This is a genomic window from Pseudomonas libanensis (genome assembly GCF_001439685.1).
GTDB lineage: Bacteria > Pseudomonadota > Gammaproteobacteria > Pseudomonadales > Pseudomonadaceae > Aquipseudomonas > Aquipseudomonas libanensis.
Window position 1 is genome coordinate 315670 of record NZ_JYLH01000006.1, and the last position, 20531, is coordinate 336200.

Sequence of the window (20531 nt, forward strand, 5' to 3'; positions counted from 1 at the left end):
GGCAAGCCCCCTCCCACATTTGGACGGCGTACAGTCAATCGAATCGCCGTCAGTTCAGAATTGATAGGTATAGCCCACGCCCAAGGTACGCCGACGCGATGGCCCACCATAGGCCACCGGGTCACTGTAGAAACCATAGGTGTCATACGTCTGGTTCAACAGGTTGTCGGCAAACGCATACACCTCGCCAAATTTGCTCTCCAGCCCCGCCCTCAGATCAAGCTTTTCATAGTTATCCAGGTTGAAATGATTCTGCGGATCGGCCGCGCGTTCGCCCACCAGGTGGTAGTTGAGGCTGGTGTTGAGGGTGGTTTCGCCGAGGCTGGCGAGACTGCCTAAAGGCTGTTTCCAGCTGGCGTTAAAGTTGCCGCTCCAGCGCGGCACATCCGGGGTGCGGTTGCCGGCGGCAACGTCACCGGCCTGGATGCCTTGCACACCGCTGGTGACCTTGGCATCGAGGTAGGTGGCGCTGGCAGCCAGGGTCAGGCCGTAGTCGAAGCGCCAGCTGCCTTCCAGCTCGGCGCCGCGGGTGCGGGTGTCGGCGTTGAAGGCGTTGGTGGCGAAAGTCGCGGCGTCGTAGCCGAGCAAGTGGTCGTCGTGCACACGGGTGTAGAACAGCGCGCCGTTGAGGCTGCCGCGACGGTCCTCTGTCTCGCTCTTGAAGCCAAGTTCAGCGGCCTTGCTGACGGCGGCCTTGTAGGGCGCGCTGTCGCTGACCTGGGAGGCATAGTCATTGAACCCGCCGGATTTATACCCCCGCGCCAGTTGCACGTAGACGTTGGTCTGCGCGGTGATCGCGTAACTCAGGGCGGCGCGGCCGGTGCCGTAATGGTCGGTGAGTTTGCGTGAGTCATCCACGGCGCTCGAACCTGCGAAGTATTGGCCGTCGTACGTCTTGCGGTCCCATGAGTGGCGATAACCGGTGGTGAGTTTCAGGCGTTCGGTCAGCGGGAACGTCACTTCGCCGTAGCCGGCATAGGTGGTGGTGGTGAAGTCGCGGAACTTGGCGCCGGAGGTACCGTAGGTATTGCGCGGGGTGTCGTAGCTGCGCTCGTTGCGGCTGGCGGCGACGCCTGCGACCCAGAACACGTCAGCGTCGGGCAGTGAGCCCAGGTGCAGGTCCTGGCTCCAGCTGCGCTCGAAGGATTTGTCCACCACCCAGAACTCGCCGGGCGTGCCATAGAGCGCGCCCATCAGCTTGCTGTCGTAGGCGATCAAGCCGGTGAAGTCGGCGGTGCCAGTGGCGGTGGTGGAGGTCAGGCGGCTGTTGGCGAAGTCATGCTCTACCTTGATCGTGTAGCGCTCGGTGGTCTTGCCATTGTCGTCGAACAGGCCGGGGGTCAGGTCCAGGCTCGGGTGGCTGCCGTAGGGGCGCAGTACCAGGGAGTTAGTGGCGCGTTCGGTCTGCTGGCGTTCGGCGCTGAACAGTATGTGGGTGTCATCGTTGAGGTCCCACAGCAAGCTGCCGCGATAGGCATCATTGCGCGGTTTGGTGATGGGGTGGTTGGTCTGGTCGTTGTCGATCCAACTGTCGTAACCGGCACGGCGCACCGCCAGGCGGGCGCTGAAGCTGTCACTGAGCGGCCCGCCAATGGCGCCTTCGGTGAGGAACTGGCCTTGCTGGCCGACTTCGCCACGTACATAGCCTTGCAGGTCGCGGGTGGGTTGGCGGGTGGTGATATTCACCGCGCCGGCCTGGCCAATCGCACCGGACAGAGTGCCCTGGGGGCCCTTGAGCACTTCGATGCGGTCCACATCGAGGGTGCCAAAGCCCAGGCTGCGCGACGACACCGGCACGCCGTCGATGTTGAACGCCACCGAGCTGTCATCCATGGACATCTGGTACAGCGAACCCACGCCGCGGATCAGCACGTTGAAATCATTTGGTCCGCCTGAGGAATTGACGCTGACCCCGGAGGTGTTGCGCAGCGCGCTTTCCAGGGTGTCGAGGCGTTGGCTGCGCAGTTCTTCGCCACTGGTCACACTGACGCTGATCGGCACTTCCTTGGGGTCTTCCTTGGCCATGCGCGCAGTCACCGTCGAGGCGGGCAATTGCAGGGGCTCGCTGGCGGCGAAGGCTGATGGAGACAGTGTCAGTGCAATTGCTATTGTTATAGTATTACATTTGTAGCAAGATTGGCGGGTAGCCGTCGTGTTGCATCGTGCAGACATGATGGGACCTTGACTGAGAATTCTGATCGGCGCGCGGTGCACAGGGGCAGCGGCGGTTTGGTGTAGCGTTTGCGGCGCGCCAAATGCTAATAATTATCAATTGCGCACATCTACCCCAATGTGATCTGATTCGAGCCGTATCCGGTCAGCCAGGAGATTTACGATGTCAGCCGTTCAAGGAGGCGCAGGGGAGCCGATGCCGGTCTCGCGAATCATTACGGGAGGCTATGGAAGCGATCTCGGGCCAGGGGCGCATTGCCGGGTCACCCGCATGACGCTGCAGGAGGGCCTGGATATCGTGCGCTGGCAAAGTACGTTCGAGCAGCCGGTGGAACTACCGTTGCAGGACGACAGCGAGTGCATTCACTTCAGCTTCACCAACCTGCTCAAGGGCAAGGCCGCGTGCAGCTTTCGCGATGGGCGTCGGCAACGGCGCTACGCGATTGACGAAGGCGCGGGCAGCATCAGCTATGGCCGCTGCCGCCATGGCCTTTATCACCAGCACGGCGAGATCGACAACATCACGGTCATGATCCGCCCCGAACTGCTGACCCAGTGGGAACTGAAACTCGACCCGCTGCTGAACCAGGCGTTGGCTTGCGAGCAGTGCTTTCTCGACGGCCATCGCAGCGGTGAAATGAGCGCCACTGCACATATGCTTGGCCTGGCCATGGATCAAGGCGCCAGCCTGCCATCGGTCCAGCCACGCAGCAGCCTGTGGTTGTATGGGCAAAGTGTCACGTTGGTGAGTTTGTTCCTGGAAGCGCGCCAGGATGCGGAATGCACCTGCCGTGTCAGCCACACCGACCGCCAGCGGCTGGTGCGGGCCCGCGATCGTTTGCTCGCCGACCTGGGCAAGGCGCCGAGCCTGTCGGAGTTGGCCCGCGAATCCGGCCTGAGCCAGCCCAAGCTCACCCGCGGGTTTCGTCAACTGTTCTCCAACAGTGTCTATGGCGTGTTCCAGCAGATGCGTATGATCCAGGCGCGCAGCCGCTTGATGAACGGCGACGAATCAGTGATGCGCATCGCCTCGGACCTGGGTTATGCCAACGCCAGTCATTTCGCCACGGCGTTTCGCAAGCAGTTTGGGATCAACCCGTCGATGCTCAAGAACGGTGGCCGTGGCAAATCCTTGGGCGCCGGCTGAAGCTGCCGTTAGAACACCGCTTTGACCTGCAGGCCCAGCACCAGTGCGTTGTCGATGTTGTCGCCGGAAAACGCCCCCGGCTCGATGATGTATTGCACATCCGGGCGCAGGGTCAGCCATGGCGTGGCCTGGTAGCCATAACTGAGTTCGATCAGCTGTTCGGCTGTGTCCAGGTCCGGGTAGGCCGTGCCTGCGTTGAACGCTGCCAGCTCTTGCACATCGCGGCTGCGGGGGTTGGGTACCGCACGGCCATAACCCAGGGCGACCGTATCCCGCGGGCGACCTTCGAGCGGCTTGTACAGCACCACGCCCGCGCCATACCACTTGGTGAATGGCGACGCGGCTTCGCTGGCGGCGGAGTACTGGCCAAAGGCGTGCAGGCTGCGACCTTCCGATGACCCGGAAGCCCACACGGCCTGATCGATCAGCAGGTAGTGGCCGCCACGGCCGCTGACCTTCTTATTGCTGCCGATACGCTTCACATCGGAGCTGTCGTAGTAATACCCCAGCTTGTATTCACCCGGCAGGGCGCCTGTGTGCTTGTAGATCAGCTCGATGGGCACCACGGTACCGGTGGTGTGCTTGGGGCCCACATGCCAGGCGCGGCTGGCGTTGCCGTTACTGGAAGGGTCGACATTGAACGCCGCCACGCGCAGCTGCCAGTTTGGCGAAAAGTCATATTTCACCCGTGCGCCCAGGTGCGCATTCGGGTAGTTGGCCCAACCGCTGCCGCCGGACATGTTCAGCGGATGCCCGCAGAAACCGGCGTTCATGAAGTTGCACAGGATGCCGCTGTCCAGGCCGCCCAGGTCGTTGCCCATGGCCATATAGCCGAGTTTCACATTCAGCGCGGGGGTGAACAGCGTGCGCTCGTAGCTCAGCTCGGTGAGGCGGGTGTAGAGGCCGCCGTAGTTTTCCTGGATCGGCAGGCGGTTGCCGACCAGATCCTCGGAAGCACTGTTGCCGCGGCGGTCATTGATGGTCAGTTGGATACGGTCGCCGTTGTTGAAACCGTAGAGCTTGCCCAGGTCGAACTGCACGCCGAGCTTGAGGTTTTGCGAGTAGCGTGCCGAACGATGCTGGCCGCCGTGAGCGTTGTAGGCGGTCTCGCCGCTGTAGTCGCCGGTAAAACGCACACCTTGTGCGTCGAGTTCGCGACGCAGGCCGCCCCAATCGCCGGTCAGGGTAGTGTCGTCGGCTTGGGCGGGCAGGGCGGCAGTCAGGGCCAGGCCCAGCACCAGGCGGCCAAAGGACGTATGAGAAGTAGGGGTCATGCGCAGGGTTCCAGGCACAGAGCGCGGTGCCGGAGCACCGCGCGAACAGAGGGGTTACGGCAGGGCGTAGGCGATCACGTAGTCGCCACGGTCGGTGGACTGGCGTGCGCCACCGGCGGTGACCACGATGTACTGCTTGCCGGTTTTCGGCGACACGTAGGTCATCGGCCCACCCTGGCTGCCGACCGGCAGGCGGGCTTTCCAGATTTCATCGCCATTGCCGCTGTTGAAGGCGCGCAGGTAGAAATCCTGGGTGCCGGCGATAAAGATCAGGCCACCTTGTGTCGACAGCGTACCGCCCAGGGTCGGCAGGCCCACCTTGATCGGCAGGTGCATGCGGATGCCCAGCGGCCCGGTGTCTTCAACGGTGCCCACCGGTACTTGCCAAGCGACCTTTTGCGTCTTCAAGTCGATGGCGGTCAAGGTGCCGAACGGCGGCGCCTGGCAGGGGATGCCGGCCACCGACAGGAAGCGGTTCTTGTTCACCGCGTAAGGCGTGCCCTTGAGCGGCACGGCGCCCATGCCGGTGTTCAGCGCTTCACCGCCGGAAGAGGCCTGGGCCTTGTTCTGCGACGGCACCATCTGGATCCACAGGCCCAGGCGCATGTCATTGACGAAGATAAAGCCGTGCACCGGGTCGGTGGAGATACTGCCCCAGTTCATGCCACCCAGGGAGCCCGGGAAGCTCAGGGATTTATCGGTGCCGGGTGCGGTGTACAAGCCGTCGTAGCGCATGCCCTTGAAGTCGATGCGGCACAGCAGCTGGTCATAGGGTGTGGCGCCCCACATGTCCGATTCGGTCAGGGTCTGCGCGCCGATCTGCGGCATGCCCACGGATTTGGGTTGGGTCAGGGAATAAGGCTCGTTGGGAATGTTGGCGGCCTTGACCGGCACTTCCTGCACGTCGGTCAACGGTTTGCCGGTGGCGCGGTCGAGCACATAGATCTGCCCGGCCTTGGTGCCGATCACCACGGCCGGTACTGCCTTGTCGCTGCCTGGCGGGGTGAAGTCGATCAGGCTGGGTTGCATCGGCAGGTCGAAGTCCCACAGGTCATTGTGGACGGTCTGGTACACCCATTTTTCAGCACCGGTGGAGGCGTCGAGCGCCAGTACTGAAGCGCCATACTTGTGGTTGAGAGCGGTGCGCTCCACGCCGTAGATATCGGTGGATGAACTGCCCATCGGCAGGAAGACCGTGTTCATCTGCGGGTCGTAGGACATCGGTGCCCAGCTGTTCGGGGTGCTGCGCACGTAGGTGCTGTCGCCCGTCGGAGCCTGCTTGTCTTCGGGGTTGCCCGGGTCGAAGGCCCAACGCATCTGGCCACTGATTACGTCGAAACCACGGATCACGCCACCGGGCATGTCGGTCTGGACATTGTCGGCGACACGGCCACCGACCACCACGGTGGTGCCGGCAATCAGCGGCGCAGAGGATAGTTGGTAGTAGCTGTCCGGCACATTGCCCAGGCCGGCTTTCAAATCGACCTGGCCATGGGTGCCGAAGTCTTCGCAGAACTTGCCGGTGCCGGCGTCCACCGCGATCAGGCGTGCATCGATGGTGTTGGTCAGCAGGCGACGCTGGCACTGCGCGCCGGCTGGCACGCTGGCGGCAATGATCGGTGAACTGTTGGGTTGGGTAGGTTGGGCAATGGGTGCAGTGGCGTCGAAATACGCCATGCCCCGGCAACGCTGCCAGACCGCCGATTTAGCGTTGACCTCGTTCTTCCACAACTCTTTGCCGGTGTCGGCATCCAGTGCGATCAGGTTGTTGTGCGGCGTGCAGATAAACACTTTGTTGCCGATCTGCAAGGGTGTCAGTTGGTCTTCGGCCCCGTTGCCGTCGCTGAGGGCTACGTCGCCGGTGTGGTAGGTCCAGGCGACCTTGAGCTTGTCGATGTTGTCGCGATTGATCTGGTCCAGCGCGGCGAAACGGCTGCCACCTTCGGTATTGCCGTAGTGCGCCCAGTCTTTCTGCGCATCGGCTGCAGCTACCGGGGTGATGCCCGGGCCAGTGCCGGTGGGCGCCACGCTCGGGTGGGCGACAAACATATTGCCTGCCGCTACCGCTACGCCCACGGCCAACACGGCGGCGACGCCATAGGCCCCCCGCGCACGTTGGTTGACGAGCAGCGGGTAAACCAGCGCTACCACCATACCGATGACCGCAAACATGAACAGTCGCGAGAACAGCGGCCAGAACACCAGCCCTACATCCGCTATGGCCCAGATGGCCGTGCCGACCAGGAAGGCCGCGAACAGCCAGGCGCCGGCCGGTTTGCGACAAGCGAGCAACAGCCCTGCAATCGCCATGACCGCGCCGCCGATCAGGAAGTACCAGGAGCCTCCCAGGCTCACCAGTTTGACGCCGCCGATGGCCAGCGCGAGGCCGAGCAGGGCGATGATGACGCCCAGGCCCAGCAGTAAGAATCTAGAGGCGCCAGCGGCGCGCGATGCTCGTTTCATGTCGATCAGGACTCGAGTGAGGAAAGGCAGGGGCCGGATTTTAGCAAGATAAGTAACCAGTTAGTACATTTAGCTCGGTAATGCACTCTTACAAATCCTGCGATTATCCCAGGCAGCAAAAAGCCGCGTGCGTCAAAAGGCGCAAGCGGCTTGAGTGGGCCAGTACCCGGGTCAGAACTTGAAGCGACCGACCAGCCCCTTGAGTTGCCCGGAGATATCCGTCAATCGGCCAGAGCCGGTCTGCGCCGAGTGGGCAAACTCTTCGACCAGTTGCGCATCGGCATGGATTTGCGCGATGTGGCGGTTGATCTCCTCGGCGACCTGGTGCTGCTCCTCGGCGGCGGTGGCGATCTGGGTATTCTGGTCGCGAATCGAGTCCACCGAGCCGCGGATCTTGTCGAAGCTGTCGCGGGCCTGTTGGATGCGTTCGACGCTGGCGTGGGACACCAGCAGGCTGCCCTGCATCTGCTGGGTGACCTCCTGGGTGCGGCGGGCGAGGTTGCCGAGCAGGCTGTCGATTTCGCCGGTGGAGTCGGCGGTGCGACGGGCCAGGGCGCGAACCTCATCGGCCACCACGGCAAAACCGCGGCCCTGGTCGCCGGCCCGCGCAGCCTCGATGGCGGCGTTGAGGGCCAGCAGGTTGGTCTGTTCAGCGATGGAACGGATCGTATCGAGGATGGTGTTGATGTTCTTGCTGTCCTGCTCGAGCAACTCCATGGTCTGGGTCGACTTCTGCAGGTCCGCGCTCAGTTTGTGCACGCTGCTGGTGGCTTCGCCGATATGTTGCTGGCCGTTGTGGACATCGCGGTAGCCTTCATCGGCACTCGTCGCTGCCGCGCTGCATGAGCGCGCCACTTCGTTGGCGGTGGCCACCATTTCGTTGAACGCGGTGCTGACCAGTTCCACCGCTTCACGTTGGCGCCCGGCCGCCTGGTTCATGTTGCGCGCCACTTCGCTGGTGTCGGCGGCAGCGGTTTGCAGGTCGGAGGAGGCATTGCCGATGCGCTGCACCAGTTGTGCGATCACGCCCAGGAACTGATTGAACCAACCCGCCAGGCTGGCGGTTTCATCCTTGCCCTGCACCTTGAGTTGGCGGGTGAGGTCGCCTTCGCCTTCGGCGATCTCTTGGAGGCCGTCGGCCACGCCGCGAATCGGTCGCACGATCACTCGGGCAAAGCTGGCGCCGACAATCGCGAACACCAGGGCGAGGATCGCCGCGATGCCGGCGATCAACCAGGTCAGGCGGGTGGCGCCGGCCATGACTTCGTCGCGCTTGATCAAGCCGATAAAGCGCCAGCCCAGCCCTTGGGAGCTGACCACATTGGCCATGTAGGGCACGCCGTCAATGTCGATCTGGCTTACGCCGTCGCCACGCTTGGCCAATTCGGCGTAGTTGGCGCCCAAGTCTGCCAGCGGCTTGAAGTTGTGCTTGGCATCGCTGGGGTCGACCAGCACGTTGCCGTTGGCTTCCACCAGCATCAGGTAGCCACTGTCGCCCAGCTTGATGTTACGGACCAGCTCGGTCAGTTGCTTGAGCGACACATCCAGGCCGACCACGCCGAGGATATTGCCGCTGGCGTCGACGACGGTGTGCACGGTGCCGATCAGGGAGACGTCGTCCGGCGCCCAGTAATAGGCGCCAGTGCGCACGGTGGTGCCTGGCGCGGCAATGGCGGCCTGGTACCAGGGGCGTACGCGCGGATCGTAATGAGTGAGCTTGGTGTCGTCAGGCCAACTGGCATAGCCGCCGTCCTTCAAGCCCAGGGACAGGTAGGCGGTGCTCGGATGGCTCTTGGCGAACTGGTCGAAAATCGCCAGCAGTTCTTGATTGGTCGGTGTCAGCGGGATTTGTGCCGCATCGGCGCCGGCATAGCTTTTGAGGCCCTTGGCTGCGACAACGCGCGGGTCCTTGGCCACGTACTCGACGTTCTGGCTGATTCCGTCGAAGAACTGCTTCATGCCATTGTCGATCTGGCGGATTTCGCGGCCACTGCTGTCGAGAAAATTCGCCAGGGCCCCCTCGCGCAGGTTCAGCACCACCAGGACGGCCACCAGGATGACTGGCAGGCACGCGATGGCGGCAAACGCCCAGGTCAGCTTTTGCTTGATATTCATGACTTCTCCCGCGGGTATTTATAATTTTGGCAAGGGGGGAAACGGTAGCGGTGAGCGTCGCATGTGTTGTTTTGCAGTCTGAGCGGCCCATGCTTACCCCTGTATATCGACTGCAAGGGCAAGCACTTGAGGCCAGGGCCAAGGTTTAACCGATGTGCTCGGCGCCCAGGGACTCCACCAGGCCCACCGGCACGATCAGGCAGAACAGTGAAATGAACACTTTCGTGCACGGGGGAAGGTGTGCGAGCTATTGACTATCTTCGATTGCGCAATACATTTTTATGAGTGTGGTTGTGATGTCGTCACTTCTCTACGTTTGTTGAGCACACTCGCCAGCGCCTTGGCTACGTGATGGATGTTTTTATTGTTCAGCCCTGGCATGCACAAGCGTCCGGAATCCAGCAGGTAAATACCTTCGTTAATGCGCAGGTGTTCGACCTCACTCGGCGTCAATCCGGTGTAGCAAAACATGCCACGTTGCTCAAGCAGGTAACGACAATCTACTGAGGGCGCCAATGTGCTGAGGGCATCATAGAGTTGCTGGCGCACCGTGGCGATACGATTGCGCATTTCAGAGATTTCCTGGCGCCATTGTGCTTGCAGCATGTCATGTTGAAGGATCGTGGTGATGAGCAGGCTCGCGCGTGAGGGGGGAGTGCCATAGCTGCCAAGGGCGCGAGACTTGAGCTGGCCTACTACTCGCTTTGCTTGCGATTGGGTTCGGCACACCACGTTCACGCTACCGCAGCGTTCACCATACAAAGAAAAATTTTTCGAAAACGACTGCGCAACAATTGTCGTTATTTCTGTGTTGGCGATTGCCCTCACAACCCATGCATCTTCATCAAGGCCTTCACCGAAGCCTTGATAGGCCATGTCCAGCAGGGGTATCAAATTTTTCCGGCCAAGCAGGTCGATGACCTGCAGCCACTGGTCCCGGCTGAGGTCCAAGCCTGTAGGGTTATGGCAAGACGGTTGCAGCAGTACCACGCTTTTTTCGGGAAGGCGTTCAAGTGCAGCCAGTAGGCGGCTGAAGGCGATCTTCTTGTTAACCGGGTCGTAGTAGGGATAGCTGTAAACTTGAACGTTGGCGTTTCGGAAAAAAACTTCGTGGTTCCCCCAGCACGGGTCGCTGATCCATATTGCACTGTTGGGCAACCAGTTTTTGATCAGGCTGGCAGCCATGGCCAACGCACCCGAGCCTCCCAGGGTCTGGATGGTCGCTACCCGACGTTCATGCAAAGCACTGTGGTCATTGCCAAATATGAGCGCTTGTGTGGCATGCCGGAAGTCAGATTGCCCCTCAATGGGTAAATAGCTACAGGGGCTCGCGTCGTTATCGGTAATGTGCGCTGCTTTCTGAACGGCTTTGAGGTAGGGAATCTGGCCCTTATCGTCGAAGTAGAGTCCTATCCCAAGATTGACTTTGGATTCACGAGGGTCACGCTCATAGGCGTCAAGTAACACGAGCGCAAGGTCACCCGCGTAATTATCCAGATGTTCGAACATAAATTATTTTCTCGCGTTTTTGTAGTTGCGATATTTGATCAAGAGCGGCATTGATATGTAGCAACTAGCGCAACGCGCGCCTTACGTCAACGTCAGATGAACTTAGTTGTTAGGCTTGTTTTTCCCATACGAGCGTTGCATGGACGGCTTGATCGTCCTGAGTAATGGGGTTCACGCTGCGTAGTTGAAGCCGATTTCCCTCTATTGAAATGTGTCGACATTGGTCTGTATTTGCCCAGGCTTCGTAAGTACTGAGTTGAATATGATGGGTTATGACAGCGTTACGCTCGTCATATGTATAGTGGCCGCTATAAGCCATTGGTTGTCTGGCAATTGCGGTCGTTGCCAGAGGGTTGCCTGCAATGTGTACGGCCATGAAATGCTGCTCGTAGATAATCAGACCTTCAGGACGAGTTCCGAGCGGATGATGTTTTGTGGGCGAGGATAAAGGCACGACTGAATACTCAATTAATCGCCATGCGCCAATCAATTCGCAAACAAGCGGTTTAAGTGTTTGGGACGGGTTCGTAAGTTTCATGGTGAACTGTCGAAGTTGGGGTAATGGTCAATGGCTTTTCCAGGGGAGCGAGTTTAATCGGTAGCCGAGTGAGCGAACGTACGGACAGATTTATCTGCCAGTCTGGTCGGCTTTCCACGAGTTTGATAGAGCGCGTGCGCTTAAATAGTTCGGTAAACAGGATCTGGGTTTCAAGTTGTGCCAGCGTATTCCCAGGGCATAGGTGTATTGAGTGACCAAATGCCAGGTGGTTTTTAGTGTCCCTCTCAATATTGAATTGGTCCGGGTCTGGGAATTTTTGATCATCTCTATTTGCCGAAGCCGCCATTAAAAATATCAAGTCGCCACGTTTGATGTGTTCATTTTGTAGTGTGAAGTCGTCCACCGCCATACGCGAAAGCCTTTGCACCGGGCTCTCGTGGCGCAGCATTTCCCCAATCGCGCCTCGCATCAGGTCGGGATTATTTCGTAGCTGAGCCTCGATGTGTGGATGTTGCAAGAGCAGGAGCAGGCCATTGCCGATCAGATTGGTAGTCGTTTCAAACCCTGCAAAAACCATCATCAGACACGTGGCAAGGATTTCCTCTTCACTCATGACATCGCCGCGCTCTTCGGCCTCAACCAATGAAGATATAAGATCGGCAGCAGGCTGTTTACGACGCATCAGCAAAATGTCGCGAAGCATTTGTGTCGCTTCACTGATACTACGCATTGCGGTCTTTGCCCGCACTTCGTATTCATGGGGCGGGCTGCCGAAGAAGTTGACGATATCCACCGCACAGGCTTTGAGTAAAGGGCGTCCTTCCACCGGTGCACCAATGATCTCAGACACCACATTCAATGGATAAGGCGTGGCGATGTCGGCGATGAAATCCACACTGTTGCTGGCCAGTGCTGAATCAAGAAGTTCGTCCACCTGGCCTTGAATGACCGGAATAAAACTTCGCACTATTCGAGGTGTCATCGCCTTGTTGATCAATTGACGCAGGCGAGTGTGGTTGGGGCGCTCTAACATGAGCGGCCACATCGACAGGGTTCTTTCCAAGGGCGCCAGTTGAATTCTTAATGCTTCCGGCATTTGTTGCATGCGCGGAAGTATCCTGTTCGCGGAAATTCTCGGGTCATGCAGGCAAGTGAGCACATCCTCATATCGTGTCACTACCCACGCTTGTATTTGCTCGCTCCAGTAGACGGGCGCTTGCTTTCTGAGTTTAGCGTAGGTGGGGTAAGGGTTTTGTTGAAAGTCGAGACAAAAGAGATCTGCAATTGGACGGGGTTTCAAGCTTCGATTCCTTATGGTGACTCTGGCCGACCTTGGCGTGGGTTTAAACGTACCCGTTTATGCAGGAGACCAGAGCGCATAGATTTGCCTGAAAAAATTATGTCGTCTGTAAGAGTATTCTTAGGAACAGTACGGATGTTGGTCCTTTTTTAAATGGTTTAATCCGGCTCAGTTCAGGTTCCAAGCACTTTGTTGTAACGGTTTGATGAGTTATGGGCAGCCAAGAAACGGCTGCATATGAAGCTCTCTGGCCTTTTGCGTCGCTACGCTCTGTCAACGAGCGGGCGGCATTCGCTGCTCAGGAAGCATGATCACCCAGGGCATCACGCTGCATCGACTGCAGGTTCTTCTCGATGGTTTCGCAGATGCTTTCCATCTGGATCTGGTGTTCGCTGGAGTTGAACGGGCTTTGCAGGTCGGTGCCGATGCGTTCGATGGCCAGCAGCATGAAGCCCACCACCGTGGAGGCCAGCGGCGTGAACCAGCCCAGGGACTCCACCAGGCCCACCGGCACGATCAGGCAGAACAACGAAATGAACAGCCGCGGGAAATACACGTAGGGGTAGGGCAGCGGGGTGTTGGCGATACGCTCCATGCCGCCTTGGGCATTGGACAGGTCCACCAGGGTCGATTCCAGACGTGCCAGGCGAATGCTGTCCAGGCGCCCGGCCTGGTATTCGCGGGCCAGCAAGGTGGCGGAGCCGGTGAGGATGTCGTTGGCGAAATTATTGGTGGCGCCGTTGCGCGCAAATTCCTCGGCGGGGATAAATGCCCGCACTTCTTCCGGGCACGGCTGGCCCTTGAGGTGCGCGGCCAGGCAATTGACGTAGGCCACGTGCCGGCGCAACAGCGTCGACTTGACCGGGTTCACCTCACCGGGAGCGTCATCCAGCAGGGTCAATACTTGCCGGGCAAAGCTGCGCGAGTTGTTGACCATCGCCCCCCACAGCGTGCGTGCTTCCCACCAGCGGTTGTAGGCGCTGCTGTTGCGAAAACTGATCAGCACTACCAGCGCCGAACCAAGCAAGGTCAGGGGCATCAGCGGCAAGTTGATCTTAGCGGTGAGAAACAGCATGAAGTCCACCGTCACGGCCACATCCCATAGCAACAGCCAGAACAGCGCCCAGCCCACATAGCCCATGGTCTTGATGATCAGGCGGTATTTTTTCAGGACAGCAGCTTTCAAACGAGCACCTCGCAGTGGGTGGTTGGCAACAATGCCCTGTTACGACGTCGCGAGAGAGGGAAGGTTCGCAGGGTGCTGAATCGATTAGTTGATAAGTCGCTAGCCCGGGAGAATGTAACGAGAGATGTCGCGCAACTGCAGGCCACAGATGATTTGAATGTGGAACAACTTTGGTACTGATGACGTCTGGTGCGGCAATCGCTGTACATTGCGTTCGAGGCAAAAAGCCATTAATGGCAGGGTTTTTGACGTGATTTGTTTTTGGGGCCTGGCTGCAGGGATTTCGTAGCCGAGATCAGTGGAATAATTGGTTGATCAGGGCTCTTTCATGCGTGTCAGTTCGTTGAAGTCAGCTATGTGTAATACCGCGCAAGCACTCGAACGTCATAGGGATTTTGAAGCGTGCATGAGAGCGCATTACCACGTGCTGCTCGTGCCCTATTCAAGACGACCGTTTTTCTACAAGAGTGCACTTAAATACAGCCGCTTGATGGTGTCGTTTGCGTTATTGAGCCGGTACTTTTCCACCCCTCTGCCATTGTTGGCAGAAGTTAAGGCCCTGTGCGTGGCGCGCAGGTATTGTTCGAAAAACAGCCTGGAATCAATCTTCCTGTTGTTTCGGGCCCTGGGTTTCATGGAGGTTGCACCGCACCCCGAAGACAGTCGCTTCCGGGTGTATTCACCCTCGGATGAAGCTTGCCGTGAAGCGCGCTTGATGCTGACGGCGCTTACTGAGTCGTTGGCGCTGCTGTACCCGGAACGGGAGATTTTCCGGCAGATGCGCGACCTTGATGATCGCGGGTTCCTGGCCCTCTATTTCAAGGGTTTCGCCGTGATCCTCGCCTCTGAACTGACGGTGGATGTGTTACTGCCCGAGTGTTACTGGCTGGTGAAACGCGACGCCGGGCATCTGTTGATGCTGGCAATCTATAACGATGCCTTTGCGCCGGACAATGACCGCGCTACCTTCAGGTCGTCGTCCTACCTGGCATTGGCCAAGCAACTTTCCGTGTCCAAGACCCACATTATCCGCATGGTGCAGGAGGGCGTGGAGAAGGGCTATTTCAAGGCTCACTCCAAGACCCGGCTGGAAGTCCTGCCGCCTTTCGCCAGTCTGGTAAAGCGCTTCATGGCCTTTTCATTTGCGGTTGGCCTGCATGCTATTGAGATGGGAGCGTAGGGATGCCTGCTAACTTGAAGTTGCGGCCCCGGATGCGCAGTTTGCTGTCGCCCGCCGTGACGCAAGCCGAATGGATAGGGATTATTGCCTGGGTCGGCATGTTGTTGATTCATCCGGCCCTGCAGTTGGATATTTATACGGTGGGCGTCACTCTTGGCCTGTTGGTTGTCTGCCGCGTGCATACCAGGACCGCCAACTTTCTACTTTGGCGGGTGCTGGGGGTGACCTATATGGTGCTGTTGTCGGTCGGCTTCGCCTACATCATTCGCTTGAATGAAGAGTTGCGCATTTATGGCCTGCCATTGGCCGTCACCCTGGTGGTGGGCAGCGCCATCTTGTTTATCAGTATCCAGGATTATCTGGCCGACGCGCTCCTGGTCTGGCTTATTCTGTGGCCGCCGATGCAGGCCGATATATATGCGGGCACCGAGGTCTATCTGCTGATGTTTTGTGCTTCTTCGGTGTCCATTGGTTTTATCTTGAGTTACTCCTATCTGAAGAACCTGCGCTCGGTATTGCTGGTGGAAAGTGAGTTTCGCGCATTGGCCGAAACGGATTATCTGACCTCGATCCTCAACCGGCGCGCCTTTATGCAAAGTTTCGAAAAGTTGCTCAGTGATGGCCAGAGCGGCTACTTCATCATGTTGGATATCGACAGTTTCAAGGAAAAAAATGACCTGTATGGCCACGATGTGGGCGACAAGATCCTGCGCGCCATGGCCGTGTGCCTGAAAAACGCCAAGGGTAGCCACAGCTTTGGTCGGATCGGCGGGGAAGAGTTCGGTGTGTTGTTGCAGGGCGATGACCCGGAACTGGCCTGCGATTTTGCCCTGGCGTTACTGCAGTCGATCCGCAGCAGTGTCGCTGCACCGCATCACTACACGTGCAGTGCGGGCATGGCGCGCTTTTCGGCGGGCGACGACCTGTCGACGGTGCTCAAGATGGCAGACAAGAACCTGTATGGCGCCAAGCGCAACGGCAAGGACTGCGTGCATCTGGACGGTGCGCTGCTGCAGCCGGTTTTATCCTGACGCGCAGGCGTCCTCTACAGCTGCGACAGAATACTCGCCAGCAACCCGGGAAAGCGGCTCTCCAGTTCGTCGCGACGCAACGAATTCATATGGGTAGTGCCCACGTTGCGGGTGTGCACCAGGCCGGCATCGCGCAGCACCCGGAAGTGGTGGGACATGCTGGATTTAGGCCGCCCGCCATCCAGTTCACCGCAGCTGGCTTCGGGCACGCCGGCCAGGCAGCGCACGATGTCCAGGCGTACGGGGTCGCTCAAGGCGTAAAGCACGCGCTCAAGCGTCAATTCTTGCGCAGTAGGGTGTTTGAAGGCTCGCATGGGCGGATCATAACAGGGGGGTAGCGTTCAATACCATAGTTCGATTACCATCGAACTATCGAATCAAACACCCTTCCTTGGAGTATCTGATGTCCGCCTTGTTCGAACCGTTCAAACTTAAAGACGTTACCTTGCGCAATCGCATTGCCATCCCGCCGATGTGCCAATACATGGCCGATGACGGCATGGTCAACGATTGGCACCACGTACACCTGGCCGGCATGGCCCGTGGCGGGGCCGGCCTGCTGGTGGTCGAGGCCACCGCCGTCGCTCCCGAAGGGCGTATCACCCCAGGCTGTGCCGGTATTTGGAGCGATGCCCATGCCCAGGCGTTCGTGCCCATGGTCAAGGCCATCAAGGCCGCAGGTTCGGTGCCGGGCATCCAGATCGCCCACGCCGGCCGCAAGGCCAGCGCCAACCGCCCATGGGAAGGCGATGACCACATCCCGGCTTCCGATGCACGCAGCTGGGAAACCATCGCCCCTTCGGCCATCGCGTTCGGGGCCAACCTGCCCAACGTACCGCGTGCCATGACCCTGGACGATATCGCCCGCGTCCAGCAGGACTTCGTCGACGCCGCCCGCCGTGCCCGTGACGCCGGTTTTGAATGGATCGAGCTGCACTTCGCCCACGGCTACCTGGGCCAGAGCTTTTTCTCCGAGCATTCCAACCAGCGCACCGATGCCTACGGTGGCAGCTTCGACAACCGCAGCCGCTTCCTCCTGGAAACCCTGGCCGCCGTGCGTGAGGTCTGGCCGGAAAACCTGCCGCTTACCGCGCGGTTCGGCGTGATTGAATACGACGGCCGTGATGAGCAGACCCTCACCGAGTCCATCGAGCTGGCTCGCCGCTTCAAGGACGGTGGCCTCGACCTGCTGAGTGTCAGCGTCGGTTTCACCATTCCCGACACCAACATACCGTGGGGCCCGGCTTTCATGGGCCCGATTGCTGAACGTGTACGTCGTGAAGCCGGTATCCCGGTGACATCCGCCTGGGGCTTCGGTACCCCGCAACTGGCCGAAGGCGCGTTGCAGGCCGGGCACCTGGACCTGGTGTCGGTAGGGCGTGCGCATTTGGCCGATCCACATTGGGCGTACTTTGCGGCCAAGGAGCTGGGTGTGGAAAAATCCTCCTGGACCTTGCCGGCGCCTTACGCGCATTGGTTGGAACGCTATCGCTGAGGCGGGCCAGGCATACACAAGAGCCACTCAAGTGAGTGGCTTTTTTTCGCCTGGTGTTTATGCACGCACTACGGAGGCCAAAGGTCTGAGCGAAAAATAACAAATGAGAATGGATGCCAAATGAGAATCGGCTGGGCTATGATGCTCGCGAATTCTTGGCAGGTTTGCCGTCCCATCTGGCTCTTTCACTAGGTTCAACACCCATGCGTCGTACCCTGATTTCCATCTGCGTGCTTCAGGCGTTTTCCCCTTTTTCGTGGGCAGAGGATGCCCCGGCAGAAACAGCCAGTATCGAGTTGCAAGCCACCAACGTCACCGCCACCGCCGACTTCGAGTCGGCCCAGGGCCCGGTGCAGGGTTACCACGCCACACGATCAGCCAGTGCGACGCGTACCGACACCTCCATTCATGAAACCCCGCAATCCATCAGCGTTGTATCCAAGGACGTGGTCGAGGACATCGGCGCGACGCGTCTGCAGGATGCCCTCGACTATGCCGGTGGTGTCGGCCGCGCCAACAACTTCGGCGGCCAGGGCCTGACCACCTTCACCGTGCGTGGCTTTACCACCGGTGAGTTCTACCGCAATGGTTTCCCGATCAACCGCGGCTACCCGAACATGCCGGACGCCAATACCATCGAGCGTCTTGAGGTATTGCGTGGTCCGGCGACCATGCTCTACGGTCGTGGCGACCCCGGTGGCACCTTCAACGTTGTGTCCAAGCAGCCGCTGGCCGAGCGTACCGTCACCCTGGGCAGCCAGGTGAATGACCAGGGCATGAAGCGCGGCACCCTGGATGCCTCCGGCCCGCTGGACGAAGAAGGCCGCCTGGCCTATCGCCTGAACGTGGTAGGTGAGGGCGGCGATACCTTCCGCGATCATGTCGAGACCGAGCGCTACGGCGTGACGCCGGTGATCACCTGGCAGGCCAACGATGACACCAAGGTGATCTTCGAAGGCGACTTCATGCGCAACAACCACCCGTTGGACCGTGGCCTGACGCGCCTGCCCAACCAGCGCAGCACGCCGTCGCGCGATACGTTCTGGGGCGACAAGGACGCCGGCAAGCTGCACAACGACAACAACATGGCGCAGTTGCGTTTCGAGCATGCGCTCAACGACAACTGGACCCTGGGCGGTGGTTTCCAGTGGTTGGACGGCAGTTTGAAAGGCAACGCCATCGAAGCCAATGGGGCGGGCAGCCTGGGCACCGATGGCCGCACCCTGCAACGCAACTTCAACTACCGCAAGCTGGAATGGACCGACAAGGATTACCAGCTCAACCTGACCGGGCATTTTTCCACGGGCGGCTTCGATCACACTTTGCTCACCGGTATCGAGTACGAGGATTACGACTACAAGTCGATCATCCAGCGTTCCAGTGCGGCCCTGGGTACCTACCCGATCGACATTTTCAATCCGGTGTATGGCCAGGCGCGTCCGCCGCTGACGCGTACGCCGACCCACGACAAGGAGAACCTCAAGACCTATGCCGCGTTTGTACAGGATCAGGTGGCGCTTACCGAACGTTTGAAAGTGCTGGCGGGTGCCCGTTTCGAACGATTCGAGCATGATTACGAAACCTATGTACCCCTCGGCAAGAACTGGCAAGCCGCCGACAACGCGGTCACCCCGCGTGTGGGCGTGATCTACGACCTCACCGACACCGTCGCGGTCTATGCCGACGCCGCTCGTTCGTTCAAGCCCAATACCGGCGCCAGCCGTGAAGGCGGTGGTTTTGCGCCGGAGAAAGGCAAGTCCTATGAGATGGGGATCAAGTGGGAGGCCCTTGACCGTCAACTGAGTGTCGACGCGGCGATCTACCAGATCGAAAAGAAAAACGTGCTGACCAACGACCCGGCCGACCCCACCAACACCTTCAGCGTCGCCGCTGGCCAGGTGCGCAGCCGCGGCTTCGACCTGAACGTGGCGGGCAACCTTACACCCGAGTGGCGCGTGATTGGCGGCTACGCCTACGTGGATGCCGAGGTCACCCGCGACAACACCTTCCGTGCCGGCACCCGTCTGATGAACATTCCGCGCAACAGTTTCAGCCTGCTCAACGTCTACGAGTTCCAGGACGGCGCGCTCAAAGGCCTGGGCCTGGGGGCCGGCGGCAAGTACGTCGACCAACGCGCCGGCCAGACCGCCAACACTGGCTTCTCGATGGACGCCTACGCCGTGGTCGACCTGCTCGGCTACTACAAGGTCAATGAGCAGGTACGCCTGAACCTGGACGTGAAGAACCTGTTCAACCGCGAGTATGAGGAAGGGGCGTTCGGCAATATCTACGCCTACCCTGGGGCGCCGCGTACGGTGCAGGTCGGAATCTCCTACACCCTATAACGCGCTGTACACAGATCCAAAATGTAGGAGGGGGCTTGCCCCCGATAGCATTATCTCAACCAACATAAGCGCCGGGTCACAACGGCGTCAGCACATTCATCACCGTATCCAGCGCCACCCGGGTGTCATCCAATTGCACCAGCGAGGCATGTCGCGCACCCAGTGCATCGCGGTTCTGGATCGCGGTGAGGATCGCCTTGTGCCGGGGCAGGCTCAAACCCTGGATATCCGGGCGGCGGTTGGTGATGTTGATCGACTCGCGCAACGGCAGCGAAAGCATGTTGCACATATAGGCGAGCAGGTCGTTGCGGGTGGCGTCGGCAATCGCACGGTGGAAGTCCAGGTCGGCCTGCAACAGCTGTTCGTGGGTCTGCGCGGTTTCCATGCCCTGGTAGGCTTGTTCGATGGTGGCGATGTCTTCATCGGTGGCGGTGGTCGCGGCCATGGCGGCGATTTCCGGCTCCAGGATACGACGCACCCCGGCCAGGGTGTTGAAGAACTCGCTGTGGGGTGTGGATTGCATCAACCAGGACAGCACGTCCGGGTCGAGCAGGTGCCATTTCAAGCGTGGCCGCACCACCGCGCCCACCCGTGGCTTGGAATACACCAGGCCCTTGGCACTCAGCACCCGCGTCGCCTCGCGCAATACCGAGCGGCTGACCTGGTATTCCTCGCACAGCGTAGCTTCCATGGGCAGCCGTTCTTCGGGCTTGAAGCGGCCGGAAACGATGTGCATGCCCAAGTCCTGGACGATCTGGGCATGCTGGCTCTTGCGCGGCTTGGGCGGCTGGTGATCCATAACGACGGATAGGCTC

The 20531-nt window shown here is 59.7% G+C and carries 15 protein-coding genes and 1 pseudogene; 5 read left to right on the plus strand and 11 right to left on the minus strand.

From position 1 onward, the window contains the following. Positions 1-54: 54 nt before the first annotated feature. A complete protein-coding gene (locus tag TU73_RS12360; RefSeq protein WP_231984806.1) occupies positions 55-2052 on the minus strand; it encodes a TonB-dependent receptor in 1998 nt (665 codons plus the stop codon). Between the two features lie 283 nt (positions 2053-2335). On the opposite strand from TU73_RS12360, the gene TU73_RS12365 reads away from it, so the two are divergent. After that, positions 2336-3319, plus strand: coding sequence for a helix-turn-helix domain-containing protein (locus tag TU73_RS12365; protein ID WP_231984805.1), 984 nt, complete (start codon positions 2336-2338; stop codon positions 3317-3319). A gap of 8 nt (positions 3320-3327) precedes the next feature. Here TU73_RS12365 and TU73_RS12370 read toward each other — a convergent pair whose 3' ends face one another. From TU73_RS12370 to TU73_RS12395, 8 genes and pseudogenes are all read right to left on the minus strand, one after another. Beyond that, positions 3328-4593, minus strand: coding sequence for a carbohydrate porin (locus TU73_RS12370; protein WP_057012432.1), 1266 nt, complete (start codon positions 4591-4593; stop codon positions 3328-3330). A gap of 54 nt (positions 4594-4647) precedes the next feature. Further along, the gene (locus TU73_RS12375; RefSeq protein WP_057012433.1) at positions 4648-7056 is read right to left on the minus strand and encodes a glucose/quinate/shikimate family membrane-bound PQQ-dependent dehydrogenase; all 2409 of its coding nucleotides are present in this window, start codon (positions 7054-7056) and stop codon (positions 4648-4650) included. Between the two features lie 171 nt (positions 7057-7227). Next, positions 7228-7995, minus strand: a complete 768-nt coding sequence (locus TU73_RS29615) for a methyl-accepting chemotaxis protein (protein ID WP_404822073.1) — start codon at positions 7993-7995, stop codon at positions 7228-7230. Between the two features lie 99 nt (positions 7996-8094). Then, positions 8095-9171, minus strand: a pseudogene (locus TU73_RS29620) (cache domain-containing protein); the annotation flags it as partial. Positions 9172-9450: 279 nt separating this feature from the next. After that, positions 9451-10680 (minus strand): amino acid aminotransferase, encoded by a 1230-nt coding sequence (locus TU73_RS12385; RefSeq protein ID WP_057012435.1) that lies wholly within the window; start codon positions 10678-10680, stop codon positions 9451-9453. A 109-nt stretch (positions 10681-10789) separates the two neighbouring features. After that, positions 10790-11218 (minus strand): lipocalin-like domain-containing protein, encoded by a 429-nt coding sequence (locus TU73_RS28300; RefSeq protein ID WP_082642590.1) that lies wholly within the window; start codon positions 11216-11218, stop codon positions 10790-10792. Further along, complete coding sequence (locus tag TU73_RS12390) at positions 11187-12479, minus strand: cytochrome P450 (RefSeq protein ID WP_057012436.1); 1293 nt, start codon at positions 12477-12479, stop codon at positions 11187-11189. Before TU73_RS12390 ends, TU73_RS28300 begins: the two co-directional genes overlap by 32 nt. A gap of 298 nt (positions 12480-12777) precedes the next feature. Then, positions 12778-13665 (minus strand): bestrophin family protein, encoded by an 888-nt coding sequence (locus TU73_RS12395; protein WP_057012437.1) that lies wholly within the window; start codon positions 13663-13665, stop codon positions 12778-12780. A gap of 406 nt (positions 13666-14071) precedes the next feature. On the opposite strand from TU73_RS12395, the gene TU73_RS12400 reads away from it, so the two are divergent. Together TU73_RS12400 and TU73_RS12405 are read left to right on the plus strand one after the other, a co-directional pair. Continuing rightward, the gene (locus tag TU73_RS12400) at positions 14072-14845 is read left to right on the plus strand and encodes a hypothetical protein (protein WP_231984804.1); all 774 of its coding nucleotides are present in this window, start codon (positions 14072-14074) and stop codon (positions 14843-14845) included. 2 nt (positions 14846-14847) lie between these two features. Further along, positions 14848-15876 carry a GGDEF domain-containing protein gene (locus TU73_RS12405; protein ID WP_057012439.1) on the plus strand — a complete coding sequence of 343 codons (1029 nt, stop codon included), beginning with the start codon at positions 14848-14850 and terminating at the stop codon, positions 15874-15876. Between the two features lie 14 nt (positions 15877-15890). Here TU73_RS12405 and TU73_RS12410 read toward each other — a convergent pair whose 3' ends face one another. Further along, positions 15891-16190 (minus strand): ArsR/SmtB family transcription factor, encoded by a 300-nt coding sequence (locus TU73_RS12410; protein WP_057012440.1) that lies wholly within the window; start codon positions 16188-16190, stop codon positions 15891-15893. Positions 16191-16279: 89 nt separating this feature from the next. On the opposite strand from TU73_RS12410, the gene TU73_RS12415 reads away from it, so the two are divergent. Next, a complete protein-coding gene (locus TU73_RS12415) occupies positions 16280-17371 on the plus strand; it encodes an NADH:flavin oxidoreductase/NADH oxidase (protein WP_057012441.1) in 1092 nt (363 codons plus the stop codon). A 203-nt stretch (positions 17372-17574) separates the two neighbouring features. Next, entirely contained in the window at positions 17575-19716 is a 2142-nt protein-coding gene (locus TU73_RS12420; protein ID WP_057012442.1) for a TonB-dependent siderophore receptor, read from the plus strand. Positions 19717-19792: 76 nt separating this feature from the next. Here the strand turns inward: TU73_RS12420 and TU73_RS12425 are convergent, their stop codons facing one another. After that, positions 19793-20515 (minus strand): FadR/GntR family transcriptional regulator, encoded by a 723-nt coding sequence (locus TU73_RS12425; protein ID WP_034119145.1) that lies wholly within the window; start codon positions 20513-20515, stop codon positions 19793-19795. Between the last annotated feature and the right edge of the window lie 16 nt (positions 20516-20531).

Excerpts from the sequence above, each read along its gene's own strand:
- TU73_RS12365 (WP_231984805.1), top strand. The coding sequence starts at position 2,336 with ATGTCAGCCGTTCAAGGAGGCGCAGGGGAGCCGATGCCGGTCTCGCGA.
- TU73_RS12370 (WP_057012432.1), bottom strand. The coding sequence starts at position 4,593 with ATGACCCCTACTTCTCATACGTCCTTTGGCCGCCTGGTGCTGGGCCTG.
- TU73_RS12375 (WP_057012433.1), bottom strand. The coding sequence starts at position 7,056 with ATGAAACGAGCATCGCGCGCCGCTGGCGCCTCTAGATTCTTACTGCTG.
- TU73_RS29615 (WP_404822073.1), bottom strand. The coding sequence starts at position 7,995 with ATGAACCAGGCGGCCGGGCGCCAACGTGAAGCGGTGGAACTGGTCAGC.
- TU73_RS12385 (WP_057012435.1), bottom strand. The coding sequence starts at position 10,680 with ATGTTCGAACATCTGGATAATTACGCGGGTGACCTTGCGCTCGTGTTA.
- TU73_RS28300 (WP_082642590.1), bottom strand. The coding sequence starts at position 11,218 with ATGAAACTTACGAACCCGTCCCAAACACTTAAACCGCTTGTTTGCGAA.
- TU73_RS12400 (WP_231984804.1), top strand. The coding sequence starts at position 14,072 with ATGAGAGCGCATTACCACGTGCTGCTCGTGCCCTATTCAAGACGACCG.
- TU73_RS12405 (WP_057012439.1), top strand. The coding sequence starts at position 14,848 with ATGCCTGCTAACTTGAAGTTGCGGCCCCGGATGCGCAGTTTGCTGTCG.
- TU73_RS12410 (WP_057012440.1), bottom strand. The coding sequence starts at position 16,190 with ATGCGAGCCTTCAAACACCCTACTGCGCAAGAATTGACGCTTGAGCGC.
- TU73_RS12415 (WP_057012441.1), top strand. The coding sequence starts at position 16,280 with ATGTCCGCCTTGTTCGAACCGTTCAAACTTAAAGACGTTACCTTGCGC.
- TU73_RS12420 (WP_057012442.1), top strand. The coding sequence starts at position 17,575 with ATGCGTCGTACCCTGATTTCCATCTGCGTGCTTCAGGCGTTTTCCCCT.
- TU73_RS12425 (WP_034119145.1), bottom strand. The coding sequence starts at position 20,515 with ATGGATCACCAGCCGCCCAAGCCGCGCAAGAGCCAGCATGCCCAGATC.